Raw genomic sequence first — 12,593 nt, forward strand, 5'->3', positions numbered from 1 at the left:
ATTAACTAATAATATTTTATCATTTTTAAGCCATTTTTTCTATATCGGCTTTTCATGTTACATAACGGTATTTTACAAAGAAAGGTTAAGCACCTTTTTTGATACTTAACCTTTCTTCTTTACGAATTAGAGATGTGATTAGCTGATAAAATTCATCAATAATTTTTTGTAAAAACTTTCCGCTTTCATCATCACTTTTAGCAATCTTTTGATAGTCTCCTACAAATATTATTGGAAGTTTTCCATGTAGTATGTTAAATAATTTATAGGCTTCATTCTGTCTATCAGTCGTGATTCTATCAAAATCATCAATTACAAGCACCTTATTATTTGACAAAAATTTTGGCAAAAGACATATATACATTGAATCAGATTTTACTTTTAAAAGTTGATAAACCGTAACTATTAAAGCAATTATAGTGCTAAGTATGATGAGAAAATTGTGAAAATAAATTGGTAGACCTAAAAAGATTAATAAGTCCTTTAAATAACTTAGTAATCCTAAATTTATAGCAGGAGTCATTAAGACACTAGTAACTACTGCAATCACAATTAAAAATCTAAGTAGATAATATAAAAATGGATGTAAGAGACTAAAAGCTATCGCAGTCACACTTCTCTCATCATGTGCTTCCCAAAGCTTTAAGTAAATAAATTTAGTGCTTTTTGCTTGCCCTTCCACTTTTTTTAGGAAAGTTGTTTTGCCACTCCCCCATACACCATTTAGAAAAAAAGTTTGAAAGATATCCTCTTCTGTATTTTGCAATTTTTGTAAAATAATCTTAGAAAATGTTTCTTCAGCAACTTTTGTTGAAACTTTATCAAATCTGATTTCTTTCATATCGAACTCCTATTTTAAGTATCGCTTTGTTAATATTAGTATATCATATACTTTTTAATCAAAGAAAAAAAGAAACAGCTAGTAACAATATATTGACTGTTTCAAGGAGACTATGAAAAAGAAAAGTTTTAGCATTATTTATAATATATAGGTGTGGGCTTAAATAAGTCCTAACCTACCCAAACGGCTAGTTTGTTGTCCTATATACTGAGAGGTCCTGACGTTTTTATTCCCAGATTCTAAGGCATTTGAAACTGGAAGTAATGAAAAAGATAGTTAGTATCCTTCTATTTGGCTTAGCAACCATATTCTTAATACCATGCTCAAAACAAAAAAGCCTTGATGGGGATTATTATTGGATTAGTGATAATCGAAATGAAAAGATTATGACAGTGGAACTGTTGAGAGTAATGGGGATTCACTATCACTTTAAATACAGATAAGAAAACTTTTAAACTTCTTTTGGAACAACTGAAAACTATTCTTATAAAGATGGTGTTTTTACAGCTAATTTAACGGGAGTTAAAAGAGAATACTATAAAAAAGATAGTAACGCCTACAAAAAGGCTCTGAAAAAGTATGGTTACGACAGATAGAAAAAATGACTTAGAGATTTTCTCTAGGTCATTTTCTTGTTGTTAGAAGGAGTTTTGCATGTCGTTTAGCTGCTACTTCTGTCAGTTGTTTAGGATTCCAAGCATAGTTAATGGACTGTCCTTTGTCATACAAACCCCAAACCTTAAATTTTGGATAACATTGTTTTACCAAAGAGATGAATTGAGTATCTGCTAGCTCTGGTAAGTCAATATCTGAAATGAAATTTGATTGATTTATTAAATAGTTGAACTTATCTAGTGCACTAGGTTCAAATTCATTGTAATCAGAGATGATATAGTCTTTGACTTGGTCAAAGTAACCGATGATGTGTTTGTTTTTTCTGGTTAGGTAATCTTCTACAATTTGTTTTGCAGATAGTCTATTGATGTCTAATTCAAAATTTAAGAAGTCTGTCAAACGAGTTTTGAGAGCTTGAGCAGAAACTTGTAGTGCTACTTCTACCTCTTGAAAAGCCATTTGCTGGTAAAAAATCTTAGTCAGAAGCACAATATCAGGCATTAAAAGAAAAGCTGAGTAAAAATTAGCCTCTCTTTCTTGTAGAGAATCATCATGAAAATCAGTGAATACTCGCCCACTGTGATGTAATAAGATGTGCCCTAATTCATGACATTTTGTAAAATTTTGACGAGTAATAGAATCACTATCTTGATAGGAAATCGTTAAAACACCATCATTGATATTAAAACCTGCTATATCTATTCGGATATGGTGAGGAATAACAAGTATATTTTTCTTGTCAACTTCATAATTGAAGTAATCCTGAAAAGTATAATAAAGAGGATGTACTTTATTTAATTTCATGAATGGATAAAGTGTTTGTTTGACACGATTCCAAACATTAAAGTAAATTCTTTGCACGAAACATCAGTCTTTCTTTTCTTTATTCATAGCCCTAATGGCTTTTTCTCTCTCTAACAGAAATTCTCTCAAATCTTCTTCTAGTATTTTTTTCTCTTCATCAGATAAATTTTTAGAAGTTTTCCGATATAGAACTTCAAATGTTGATAAATCAATCTCATCTGAATTTTTGTAGTCAGATTTACCCATTAAATAATCAATGGATACATTGTAAAAATTCGCTAATTTAGTAATAACTGATTGTGTTGGGTTAGCTTTAGCATTTTCCCATTTAGCATAGGCTTGCTGAGAAATCCCAAATTCTTTTGCTACATCGCTTTGTGTTAGATTGGCTTCTAAACGCAGAGCTTTTAAGCGTTCAGGAAACATTTTTGTACCTCTTTAAAAATTTTTAATTTTTTTACAAAAAACTCTTGACAATACAACCTATAAGTTGTATTATATATTTACAACCTGAAGGTTGTGTAAGTCTTGTTAATACTAAACCTAAAATTATGAAATAGATAAATTTAATAAAGTATGAAAAAGGTCGATATTAACAAAAAGATTTAAATTTGTTCTTTGAAAATTGAATAAAAAAGTGCGTCAGACAACCTCACTCAAGCTTAGCTGACCAACACACAATATTGTTTAGCAACTATTATTGTAACGGTTTTATCGCAAAAAGTCAAGGAGGTTGGAGTAGATGAACCTAGAATGGAATGATATTATCTCACGCACTCGGCTTTTTGCCCCTCTTGACCGAATAACAAAGGGGAACTGCTACCGAGAGGTGGAGGCACTATTTAGTAAAAATGTAGAGAGACGGATAGCTAAGTAGAACTATATGCGGGCGGTATGTGAATCTAAGAGATTTGCTAATGGATAAGGTGAGAAAGATGGTACATTGAGTTGTGGCAAAATTCGTGACTTATTCGAGTGAGTAGTTTTGTCGTGAGACATAACGAAAGTAGCGTTGCGAAGATACGAGCACGCCTAGACAGATATATTTCTGTTTAGAAGAATAGAAAATGGTTATTTGATATTGTATGGGATATGGATTTTTTTATTTGATGAGGTTGAGGAAGGATTTTTCTTTTTATGTCTTTTTTTCTTCAGTATTTTTTTATCTTTATCTTTCATTTTGCTTAGATGTTCTGAGTACCGTAGGGCAATACGTTTTTTATTTTTTGAACCAGACATAATTTGCTCCTTTATTTTTATCATATCATTTTCTACTCTTTTAAGCAGGAATCATCTATTTAAAAGAGTAGAAAACATCTAAAAAAAATACAAATGATTGACAATGTAAACTAATCGTATTATAATAAATAATGAAAGGTGGTGACGCTGATGGCAACTGTACCAACTCAAATTCGGATTGATGAGACCGTAAAAGCGCAAGCAACTTCATTATTTAATGATTTAGGAATGGATATGTCTAGCGCAGTTAATATTTTTCTTCGCCAATGTGTCTTACGTGGAGGAATTCCCTTCACGGTTGAAGTGCCAAACTACAATGCAAAAACGCTAGAAGCTATTGCTGAAGCGAAACGGATTTCTCGTGATAATTCTGTAGCCTCCTATGACAATATGGAAGATTTAAAGAAAGCTCTGGAAGCCTAAATGTATCAAATTAAGTTTACCTCTGCTTTTAAAAAAAGCTATAAACGAATGAAAAAACGAGGCTTAGATATAGCCCTTCTAGATGAAGTGATTGAAAAACTTCGCCTAGGGCAAACACTCGAAGAAAAATACCGTGACCACGAATTGAAAGGAAACTTTGTTGGCTTTAGGGAATGCCATATCAAACCTGATTGGCTCTTGATTTATCTGATTGAAGACGATATTCTAACCCTTACTTTAGCCGACACGGGCAGTCATGCGGATTTGTTTAAGATGTAAAGACAGTTCATTATGAGCTGTCTTTTTTATTTTCTACTCTTTTAAGCTGATGAAACCGTTAAAATAATAAAAAAGGAGGAACTGATATGAACTATTATGAACGAAGTTTTCAACGAATCTATGAAAGCTTCGTTTTTTCTTTAAAAATATATCCTGATGAATACTACCAAAAACTCTTACTTCATCAGATTTTAGAAAGGATAGATACCGTATTTGAACACTACCGAAAGTTAGAATTGCCACTTTATCCCTTAGTACAATGGAAAAACCACTACAAATTTAAAGTACAACACTATTACATGATGAATGGAGGTTAAGATAGATGAGTTACTTTGAAGAACGATTCCAACAGATTTATGAGAAATTTCTTTTTTCTCTTAAAATTTACGGTTATGATTCCTCACGCCGTGAAACCTGCTACCAAGACTGCCTAGGTGAAATGGACAGTCTTTTTTTGCGCCATGATAACCATGACCGATTTGCTAAAAAGCTTCTGGACTGTAAGAATGCTTTTCAACGCAAAGTCAAAAAAGCCTATCTAGGAATATGAGGAGATAGAAATGACTAGAGTAAGAGCACCAAATCACTAAAACTTGAACCAATTATTACTTAAATTGACCTAGACAAGTCATGAAAAGGTCTGAAAAACAAATGAATGAGGTAAAAATCAATGGAAATTACAAAAGTTTATGTTGACCAAAACACTGTCCTTGGAAATGAGGTCTTTGTATCAGGTATGGAAGAAATTCGTGCCAATGACTATAATCCTGCCTCTTATCGTGTCTTTGAAATTTCAAGCCGTAAAGAGCCATCCGCTTTCTTGATTGTAGAAGGCTTTAAAATGTCAGATGTCCCTGAAGGTCGTCAAAAAATTGTCTTCCCTCGTGGGATTGCAATTGAGCGCCGCAACTTCCGCTTTGGAGGAAAACGAAAACGTGAAAATGTCTTTGTAGCTGAAGAAATGCGGATTATTAAAACAAAATAAAAACCTAGAAAATAGCTAAATAAAGGAGAATAAATATGACTGTAAAATATGCGACTGATGTAATTGAAACATTTGATACTGAAAAAACACTAGGAACGCTAAACTTCCTAGAAACGATTCTTCACAAAAAATGGGAAGATTATGTAGATGAAGCAACAGGCGAAGAAAAACGTCGGGAAACAGATTTTGTGGAAGAAGTTGATGTCAAACTCTATTCTTCTGCCGTAAATGGGGATATTACAGTAACGGTTCCGCCTGAAGCAAAGGTAGCCCAAATGACCGCTGAAAAGAACTACAATGATGAAGTGGTGCTAGTTGCTCCTACTGCTCGTTTCTGGACAAATACGGAAACCATTAACGGCAACCGTGTTGTATCAAGCGGTGTAAAAATCCGTGCTAAAGATGTGTCCCTGCTCAATAAACCCGAAGCTAAAAAGGAAGGGTGATAAGCTATGAAGCTGTTCACCTATCGTGGTGTTCGTGTCAAAAAATACCATGAAAAGATTAGAAGAACCACCTTCTTTATTTTTTTACTACCATTCCTAATTGGTTTTGGCTTTTTTATTTACGCTCATCAGGTTCAGCTTCAACAGTCCCCTCTTCCTTATGGTATTAGCTTAGGAGTAAGTCTTTTAATAGTCATACTCCTTCTGCTTCTTCTTCAAGCAATTTGTTACCAGAAGTTACTCTTTTTTGGTCGATTAGATAGCTTGCGAATTATTTCCCACTTTTTGATAGAAAATAACTTAGTGCTGGTCAAGAAAATCAAAACAGAAAAAGGATTTATTGAACGAACAAGCTTGCCTAAAGTGTATCTCAAACGTGACCGCTTTAGTGTCACCGTGACCTTTCAGCTTCAAGGAAGCCGATTTCAAGAACGCTTTATATCCCTTGAAAAATCTCTAGAAATTATGTTTGACGGGGATTTTATGAATAAGCAATTTACCAACGGCTACGTCTCTTATACCATTGCGATTGACCAATTTTCAGGGCGCTTGTCTATCTTTGATGTGAAGATGACAGATAAGGGAATCCGCCTTATGAAAGGTGTCTATTGGGATTTTGATAAACACCCACACTTGCTAATCGGTGGTGGGACTGGTGGAGGTAAAACCATTCTTATTATGGTTTTAGTCTGGATTTTAGCTCAAATTGGTTATGTTGAAATCCTTGACCCCAAACGTTCGGATTTTGTCGGCTTAAAAAATATCCCTGTATTTAAAGGACGTGTTTTCTGGGAAAAAGAAGATATGCTGAATTGTCTTAAAGAAGCGGAACAGGAAATGGATAGACGCTTTGATTACATGACAAGTCAGTCTGATTATCAAGCAGGGAAAAAATATTTTGCCTACGGTTTGAAGCCTCGCTTTATCATCATTGATGAACTAGCTGCTTTAGCTGCTAAACTAGAGCGAGACTATGCTTCTGCTAGTGCCTTTATTGAGTATTTAACAGAGCTGATTCTCAAAGGTCGTCAATCAGGGGTTTATATGATTTCTGCCATGCAAAGACCTGACGGGGAATATCTAAAAACCTCTTTGCGTGACCAATTCATGAAGCGAATTTCAGTTGGTCACTTAGAAGACGTTGGCTATAAGATGATGTTCGGAGACGCCAACGTTAATAAACTTTTCAAGAAAATAGATGAGATTGACGGAGAAGAAATTTCTGGTCGTGGCTATATTGCCAATGGCGGGGAAATTGCTAGAGAATTTTATTCTCCTCTTGTACCACTTGATGATGGCTTTTCTTTCTTTGATGAGTTTAAAAAGTTGCCTCCCCTTGAAGACCCTTTGGCAATCACCCAACCTGCTAACCATCTATCTAACACAGTTGAAACAGAGGACAAATTGTTATCTCTCAATACATTTGCGAAAAACGCTGAAATATCCGTTTCAACGCTAAGAAATCTTGTTAAATATATAGAAGAACAGGACTATACATTTACAAGAGCAGACAATCGTATTATGCTAGATAAGGCGGATATTAGTTTATTGGAGGAATTATTAACGGAAAAGGAACAATCAGGCTTATCTTATAAGCAGGTCGTCTTAGAGCATTTTACAGCTACTGAGCCAGCGTAGGCACGAAGGTCAAGGTCAGGGCGTAGCCCGTCCGACCTGCCCGACCGAGCTGACAAGCATGGCGCTTTGGGGTGTGCCGTAGGCACGCCCCAAAAGGGCTTAACCACCCGATACTAATAGGGGGGTTAAAACTAACACAAGCCCTTAAAAGGCTGTTAGATTCCCTATTCTTCCCGTCACTAGAACAAACACAAAAAGGAGGTGGAAAAAGAATGATAAGCAATACCGATTTAAAACGTATCAGGCTTGAGTTAGGGTTTACCCAACGCAAAATGGCAACGATGATTGGTTATAGTTACTACAATTACCGAAACATTGAACAAGGTCAACGAAAGATGACCAAGGAATTTGAACAAACACTCTTTCACTTTCTGAATCGCAAATCAGAAACCAAACTAGAAAGCACGGTGGATTGGTTAAAAATTCGCTTCAAAACGCTTGATTTTAAAGCTGTCATCACACACGTTCTAAAATTAAAACCAGCAGATTTTTTTCACGAAGAAAACAGCCTATACAGCTATTCAGATATGGTAACTTATGGTTCGATTCGGGTACTTTATTCCCATTCTGAAAAGAAAGCGGAAGCTGGAACATTGATTGATTTAACAGGAGGGGGTTGTCGTGAGCTTGAATTGTTATTAAAGCAACAAGGACGGGATTGGTTTTCTTTTCTTCATGATGTCTTTCTCCTTGCGAAACAAGAACGAAAAGATAGACCTTTGGAAGATTTTTTAGCCTTCCCACGTTTTGATATTGCCCTTGATGAATTATACAAAAAGTCAGGGAATCTTGACTTATTTGATATTAAAAATCGGATTTTTGACAATAAAATCATCATGCGCAAGCTCCGCACCTTTACTGCTATTGAGGGCTTGAAAAAAGTTGAAAATCGCTTTGTTAATCAGGGATTGACCTTAAATTTTGGTAGCCGTCAATCCAGCCTCATGATTCGCTTTTATCAAAAGGATTATGAACAAGCCCTCTTAAAAGATGTATCTGTTGACTATATTCATGAAGCCTATAATTACAAAAACCGTTATGAGATTGAACTACACGACACCAAGGCATTTGATATTTTGAAAGAATGGTATACGCTGGAAACAGACTTGACCAAAATAGGCGCTCGGATTTTAAATAACTATTTTGAAGTGAAAGATTGGAACGGTAACTATGATAATGAATGGGATAACCTGCTTGGTACACAAGCGGGTTTTAAATTTGTCATACGTCCCCGTCAAATTAACTATGCAAGGACAAAACATTGGGTCACAAAACAAGTCTCTAGTGCTTTGAAATTGTTGAAAATCGTTGATATGGTCTATCAGACAGACGAGCTTTCAGAAATCATTTCTGAAGCCTATTTGAGTAACAATCATACGAAACTAGCAAAAGAAATTTGTGAACGAAACGGAGTTGATTTTGATGTTATTGTCGGACAGATATAAACCTATAAATATCCCTGATAAATTCAATCGCCCTCTTCAAACAAAGACCTTTCCAGTCGGTTATGAGGAACTCTACCTATCGTTTTACGATTTTGAATTGGTCAAAGATTTGATTGATTATTGGGGGCTCTTATATTATCAACCTAAGAAAGATTCTGAATTGAAATATGCAGAACAATTTAGAAAGCAAGCCTTTAAAGATGAAAACCACCAACAAAATGCGATTAAAAAGGCGACTAGGCAAGAAGCTAGACAACCTTTTTTTGAAGAGTTAAAAACAAAACCACTAAAAAAGATGAGCCAAAATGCTCACTGGGTGGCAGAGATGCTCCTACAGACGGGCTATGCTCAATTGGTATTATAAAAATGAAAGGAAAAATGGAATGGAATATAAAGTTGAATTGAATAGTCTGGATAATTTCAGGGCTTGGTCAGGTGCACGCAATACACTAGCAACTATCCGTGAACGGGGAGATATGGACAGACTAACCTCACTTGGTGAAGATATTTTTTCAGGAAGTATCCCCACAGAAACAGAAATCAATGATTGGCTTTGGTTTGATTCTGATGACATCTATCGATTCCTTGGCTATCATGATTTGGTAGAAGATGACGTATGAAGCTTGTAAAGAAAATTTACGAGGGAATCTCCTGTTTCCCTGATAAAAACGAATTCTGGAATCTCTACATTGTCCTAATGAAGGAAAAAGAGTTTTTCTTAGACGCTTTTGCACGGAAAACCCTTGACCTTGAATACCCCGCCCACTACCAACACGCTTATTTCACACTGGATGGTCAAGTGTTAGACTTCAATCAACACATGACGACACAACTTGTCACTCTTTTTAGACAGGTTATCTTAGAAAATCAAACAACATTTATGGAGGAACTGATAATGGCAACACAAAATACACTCGAAAAGAAAGTTAGAGCGGTCTCATTGGAGCTAGGAGAATTGATGAAAGCCCATGATGATAAAGAAGCTTGGAAAAAAGCAGGTGAATTGCACGGGCTTCTTAAAAAAGAAGAGGCAAAACAACTTCCTGAAGCGCTGGTTGAAAGTCTTCACGCTGAATTGCGGGGTTACTATTATGTTAATAGTGAACTTAATAAACTTCATAAACAACTTTACGCCAAAGGAAATAAATTGATTGAACTAGCCAATCAGTAAGGAGCACTTATGAATACAGTAAAACTTATCTATCATCACTTGAAAACTTATTTTGGAAACTTCACCAAACGCCCTAAAAAGAAAGGAAAACCCACATTAACCCTTGCCAATAAAAAAACAGTCAATCTTGCCGTTCTGTCAGGATTGGCTTTTATTTTGCTGGTGGGGCTACTAGGAGGCATTCGTGCGATGACAATGTCTAGTAAAGTCACCAATCTTGAAAAACTGATGGCTTCTAAGCAAGCTACTTCTTCTCCCTCTTCTGCTTCCCAAACAATAGATAATCGCCTGCAATATTATCTGAATGATTTTGTAGAGTGCTATTTCACTATTCCCGCGGATTCAGACGGTCAAACTAAACAAGCTAAGCAATTAAAGAGCTTCTACGGTTCAGAGCCTGATATTCAAGCACAAGGTCAAGTCAAAAATCCTAGCCAATTGAGCTGGTCACGCCTGCTAACGGTTACGGATAATGTGGCAACGTATGAAGTACATTATAAACAGACTGTAAAAAATGGGGACAAGACAGAAGAAAAAGAATTGGTGACGGGGTTTAATATCCCTTATGCCAAAACAAAAACAGGCTACTACGTTACGGGCTTACCTTGGTTTTCCAGTTTATCGACCAATCAGGCAGATAAGAAAAGTACCGATACAGAGGTCAAACTCAATCAGTCAGATAGAATTTCAGAGAAAACAAAGAAGAAACTGGATAAGTTTCTCAATGTTTTCTTTACCAACTATACTACTGACCAAGACAACTTGGACTTAGTGGCTCACAATGTAACGGTTGTAAAAAATGCTACGTTTAAAACCTTAGATTTTAGTTACTACAAAGCCACCGATAAAGCAGTTATGGCCTATGTTCAAGTAACATTTGAAGTTGCAGGATCGACACATGCTGAAAACTTTACCTTGATCTTATCAGAAAAAGGCAAGTCTTATTATGTGGAGAAAGTCAGCCATACAATCCCTGCTAATTACGCAGATACAAAAGAATAAAAGGAGATTTTAATCTATGAGTTCATCTAATTTACAAACATGGTTACAAGGAGATGGCTTCTGGTTCATTACCTTTGGAGCGATTATTCTTATCATTCTAGCTTGGAGAAACAGCTCTTGGGGAAAACTATTTACCACGCTTGTTTTCTACGCAGTGATTGCCTCTTTAACAGGAGGCGGACGACAATTACTTCATGTTGTCGGTTGGTTCCTCCGTCTCTTTGGAATTGAAACGGGGTTGTGACATGGAAGAAGAACGACTATATGATTACGCTAGAGGGATAAATGCTCCTTACTGGATTCAAGAAGTTAAAACACAAAAAGGAAAACGCATTTGGTATTTTGCAACGCCCATGCAACTTTCCTTTTTTGTGGTCTTTGCACTGGTCTTGATTTTGATGTTGACAGTGTTTAGCTCACTTCTTCTTCCGTTGAACAAATTAACGCATTCCATTTCATGTTATCTTTATTGGTATATCCCTTATAAACTCGCTAAGTTCTATACAGAGTATGAACCACAAGGGAAGAAAATGCACGTTTTCTTATGGGATTACATCTGCTATCTTATAGATTTTCGTCTCAATCATAAAGCGATTTATCATGAAGATAGAATGAAAATGATGGATGAAGAAGAAATTGTTTTTGAAAAAACAGATTTATAAAGGAGGTCTAATGGTTCTAAAACTAGTCTATCCTATCCTTAAAACACGGGATAATATAGCTTTAACAACAGATAAAACAGTGATGAGTTTTTATCGTATTCCCAATACTCCCATCACCATTACTGATAAAGCTAAGAAACAAAAACACAAGCTGACAACTGCTCAGCTAATAAAAAAACTGGTTAAAAACAAGTCCTTTGAAATCTCCTTGATTCCAAAGGACTATTTGCTAGAAGAAAAGATGAAAGACTTTTCTCATGCCTTGTCCCCCGATAGTCAAGCATTGGGGGAAGAACTGTTGCAGTACTCGACAGACAAATTGACACAAGAAATGGAAATTCCCTATCAATTTGACTGGTTGATTGGTGTCAATCTTTTAAAAGATGACCAGAACACCACCGTTCAGGATATGGCGGTTGAGCGCTTCTCTGAAGTCTTTGAAATGATTGCTAATAGCGTGGGCTTTCAATATGAGATTCCTGAAGATTGGGCGCAAGAGTATCTGGTGAGTGAAACGACTATCTATCAAACCCTTTCTGCTCTTCGGGCACAACGTTTGACCAATGAAGAGCTCTTTTACTATCAACGCATGCAATACTTGCGCTATATCCCTCATCTAAAGCAAGAAGTCACCGCCAATCGGGCGCTCTTTAATGTGACAGATACCGTCTTAAGACCAATGGCAGGGGGCTTTATGAAGTTAGACAGCCCCTATGGCTCTTCTTTTCTCACCATATTTCCGATTGCTAAAACACCCATTATTTTTAATGGCTTTCATCTGGGAGAATTTACCCAACGCTTTAATTTCCCTGTAGAACTACGGATTAAAGCAGAATTTATCGAAAAGAACTCTTTAAAAGGGCGAATGGCACGTTCTAACATTCGTTACCGCAACATTATGAATGAAGCAGAAAGTACTGATACCGTCCAACAAGATGAAATTATTCTGGGGGCAATGTCCCTCAAAGACTTGATGAAAAAGGTTGGTGGGAAAGAAGAAGTCATTGAATATGGAGCTTATCTCATTATTGCTGCTTCTAGCC

At 35.9% G+C, this 12,593-nt stretch carries 17 protein-coding genes and 1 pseudogene; 14 read left to right on the forward strand and 4 right to left on the reverse strand.

Annotated elements, in window-relative coordinates; genetic code table 11:
• Nucleotides 1-85: 85 nt before the first annotated feature.
• From STRDD04_RS07220 to STRDD04_RS11005, 4 genes are all read right to left on the reverse strand, one after another.
• On the reverse strand, nt 86-841 hold the full coding sequence (locus STRDD04_RS07220; RefSeq protein ID WP_062200670.1) for a P-loop NTPase fold protein: 756 nt from the start codon (nt 839-841) through the stop codon (nt 86-88).
• Between the two features lie 624 nt (nt 842-1,465).
• On the reverse strand, nt 1,466-2,317 hold the full coding sequence (locus STRDD04_RS07225) for an ImmA/IrrE family metallo-endopeptidase (RefSeq protein ID WP_070670859.1): 852 nt from the start codon (nt 2,315-2,317) through the stop codon (nt 1,466-1,468).
• Nucleotides 2,318-2,323: 6 nt separating this feature from the next.
• On the reverse strand, nt 2,324-2,686 hold the full coding sequence (locus STRDD04_RS07230) for a helix-turn-helix domain-containing protein (protein WP_000483806.1): 363 nt from the start codon (nt 2,684-2,686) through the stop codon (nt 2,324-2,326).
• 645 nt (nt 2,687-3,331) lie between these two features.
• Nucleotides 3,332-3,499: a hypothetical protein gene (locus STRDD04_RS11005; RefSeq protein WP_156469071.1), complete on the reverse strand. Its 168-nt coding sequence runs from the start codon at nt 3,497-3,499 to the stop codon at nt 3,332-3,334.
• A 150-nt stretch (nt 3,500-3,649) separates the two neighbouring features.
• Here STRDD04_RS11005 and STRDD04_RS07235 point away from each other — a divergent pair, with 150 nt between their 5' ends.
• The 14 genes and pseudogenes from STRDD04_RS07235 to STRDD04_RS07305 form a co-directional block, all read left to right on the forward strand.
• Nucleotides 3,650-3,922, forward strand: a complete 273-nt coding sequence (locus tag STRDD04_RS07235) for a type II toxin-antitoxin system RelB/DinJ family antitoxin (RefSeq protein WP_062200672.1) — start codon at nt 3,650-3,652, stop codon at nt 3,920-3,922.
• Nucleotides 3,923-4,201 (forward strand): type II toxin-antitoxin system YafQ family toxin, encoded by a 279-nt coding sequence (locus tag STRDD04_RS07240; protein WP_062200998.1) that lies wholly within the window; start codon nt 3,923-3,925, stop codon nt 4,199-4,201. It abuts the gene before it with no gap.
• An 86-nt stretch (nt 4,202-4,287) separates the two neighbouring features.
• Entirely contained in the window at nt 4,288-4,518 is a 231-nt protein-coding gene (locus STRDD04_RS07245) for a hypothetical protein (RefSeq protein ID WP_062201001.1), read from the forward strand.
• Between the two features lie 353 nt (nt 4,519-4,871).
• Nucleotides 4,872-5,186 (forward strand): hypothetical protein, encoded by a 315-nt coding sequence (locus STRDD04_RS07255; protein ID WP_062201006.1) that lies wholly within the window; start codon nt 4,872-4,874, stop codon nt 5,184-5,186.
• A gap of 35 nt (nt 5,187-5,221) precedes the next feature.
• The gene (locus STRDD04_RS07260) at nt 5,222-5,632 is read left to right on the forward strand and encodes a DUF961 family protein (protein WP_002922355.1); all 411 of its coding nucleotides are present in this window, start codon (nt 5,222-5,224) and stop codon (nt 5,630-5,632) included.
• Between the two features lie 6 nt (nt 5,633-5,638).
• Nucleotides 5,639-7,270, forward strand: coding sequence for an FtsK/SpoIIIE domain-containing protein (locus tag STRDD04_RS07265; protein ID WP_062201009.1), 1,632 nt, complete (start codon nt 5,639-5,641; stop codon nt 7,268-7,270).
• 212 nt (nt 7,271-7,482) lie between these two features.
• The gene (locus STRDD04_RS07270; RefSeq protein WP_062201012.1) at nt 7,483-8,715 is read left to right on the forward strand and encodes a replication initiation factor domain-containing protein; all 1,233 of its coding nucleotides are present in this window, start codon (nt 7,483-7,485) and stop codon (nt 8,713-8,715) included.
• The gene (locus STRDD04_RS07275; RefSeq protein ID WP_062201017.1) at nt 8,693-9,079 is read left to right on the forward strand and encodes a hypothetical protein; all 387 of its coding nucleotides are present in this window, start codon (nt 8,693-8,695) and stop codon (nt 9,077-9,079) included. The genes STRDD04_RS07270 and STRDD04_RS07275 overlap by 23 nt, the downstream gene beginning before the upstream one ends.
• A 19-nt stretch (nt 9,080-9,098) precedes the next feature.
• On the forward strand, nt 9,099-9,335 hold the full coding sequence (locus tag STRDD04_RS07280) for a hypothetical protein (protein WP_062201020.1): 237 nt from the start codon (nt 9,099-9,101) through the stop codon (nt 9,333-9,335).
• Nucleotides 9,332-9,886 (forward strand): hypothetical protein, encoded by a 555-nt coding sequence (locus tag STRDD04_RS07285; protein WP_062201022.1) that lies wholly within the window; start codon nt 9,332-9,334, stop codon nt 9,884-9,886. Before STRDD04_RS07280 ends, STRDD04_RS07285 begins: the two co-directional genes overlap by 4 nt.
• 9 nt (nt 9,887-9,895) lie before the next feature.
• On the forward strand, nt 9,896-10,888 hold the full coding sequence (locus tag STRDD04_RS07290) for a conjugal transfer protein (RefSeq protein WP_062201025.1): 993 nt from the start codon (nt 9,896-9,898) through the stop codon (nt 10,886-10,888).
• A 16-nt stretch (nt 10,889-10,904) separates the two neighbouring features.
• Nucleotides 10,905-11,132, forward strand: a complete 228-nt coding sequence (locus STRDD04_RS07295; RefSeq protein ID WP_017827907.1) for a hypothetical protein — start codon at nt 10,905-10,907, stop codon at nt 11,130-11,132.
• Nucleotide 11,133: 1 nt separating this feature from the next.
• The gene (locus tag STRDD04_RS07300) at nt 11,134-11,550 is read left to right on the forward strand and encodes a conjugal transfer protein (RefSeq protein ID WP_062201028.1); all 417 of its coding nucleotides are present in this window, start codon (nt 11,134-11,136) and stop codon (nt 11,548-11,550) included.
• Nucleotides 11,551-11,560: 10 nt separating this feature from the next.
• A pseudogene (locus tag STRDD04_RS07305) lies at nt 11,561-12,593 on the forward strand (ATP-binding protein); the annotation flags it as partial.

The sequence above is a fragment of the Streptococcus sp. DD04 genome (assembly GCF_001578725.1).
GTDB classification, from domain to species: Bacteria; Bacillota; Bacilli; order Lactobacillales; family Streptococcaceae; genus Streptococcus; species Streptococcus sinensis.

What these genes read in the sequence shown, in the direction of transcription:
- STRDD04_RS07230 (WP_000483806.1), bottom strand. Translation starts at nt 2,686, where the DNA reads ATGTTTCCTGAACGCTTAAAAGCTCTGCGTTTAGAAGCCAATCTAACA.
- STRDD04_RS07295 (WP_017827907.1), top strand. Translation starts at nt 10,905, where the DNA reads ATGAGTTCATCTAATTTACAAACATGGTTACAAGGAGATGGCTTCTGG.
- STRDD04_RS07260 (WP_002922355.1), top strand. Translation starts at nt 5,222, where the DNA reads ATGACTGTAAAATATGCGACTGATGTAATTGAAACATTTGATACTGAA.
- STRDD04_RS07245 (WP_062201001.1), top strand. Translation starts at nt 4,288, where the DNA reads ATGAACTATTATGAACGAAGTTTTCAACGAATCTATGAAAGCTTCGTT.
- STRDD04_RS07275 (WP_062201017.1), top strand. Translation starts at nt 8,693, where the DNA reads ATGTTATTGTCGGACAGATATAAACCTATAAATATCCCTGATAAATTC.
- STRDD04_RS07220 (WP_062200670.1), bottom strand. Translation starts at nt 841, where the DNA reads ATGAAAGAAATCAGATTTGATAAAGTTTCAACAAAAGTTGCTGAAGAA.
- STRDD04_RS11005 (WP_156469071.1), bottom strand. Translation starts at nt 3,499, where the DNA reads ATGTCTGGTTCAAAAAATAAAAAACGTATTGCCCTACGGTACTCAGAA.
- STRDD04_RS07290 (WP_062201025.1), top strand. Translation starts at nt 9,896, where the DNA reads ATGAATACAGTAAAACTTATCTATCATCACTTGAAAACTTATTTTGGA.
- STRDD04_RS07265 (WP_062201009.1), top strand. Translation starts at nt 5,639, where the DNA reads ATGAAGCTGTTCACCTATCGTGGTGTTCGTGTCAAAAAATACCATGAA.
- STRDD04_RS07235 (WP_062200672.1), top strand. Translation starts at nt 3,650, where the DNA reads ATGGCAACTGTACCAACTCAAATTCGGATTGATGAGACCGTAAAAGCG.
- STRDD04_RS07255 (WP_062201006.1), top strand. Translation starts at nt 4,872, where the DNA reads ATGGAAATTACAAAAGTTTATGTTGACCAAAACACTGTCCTTGGAAAT.
- STRDD04_RS07270 (WP_062201012.1), top strand. Translation starts at nt 7,483, where the DNA reads ATGATAAGCAATACCGATTTAAAACGTATCAGGCTTGAGTTAGGGTTT.
- STRDD04_RS07240 (WP_062200998.1), top strand. Translation starts at nt 3,923, where the DNA reads ATGTATCAAATTAAGTTTACCTCTGCTTTTAAAAAAAGCTATAAACGA.
- STRDD04_RS07285 (WP_062201022.1), top strand. Translation starts at nt 9,332, where the DNA reads ATGAAGCTTGTAAAGAAAATTTACGAGGGAATCTCCTGTTTCCCTGAT.
- STRDD04_RS07300 (WP_062201028.1), top strand. Translation starts at nt 11,134, where the DNA reads ATGGAAGAAGAACGACTATATGATTACGCTAGAGGGATAAATGCTCCT.
- STRDD04_RS07280 (WP_062201020.1), top strand. Translation starts at nt 9,099, where the DNA reads ATGGAATATAAAGTTGAATTGAATAGTCTGGATAATTTCAGGGCTTGG.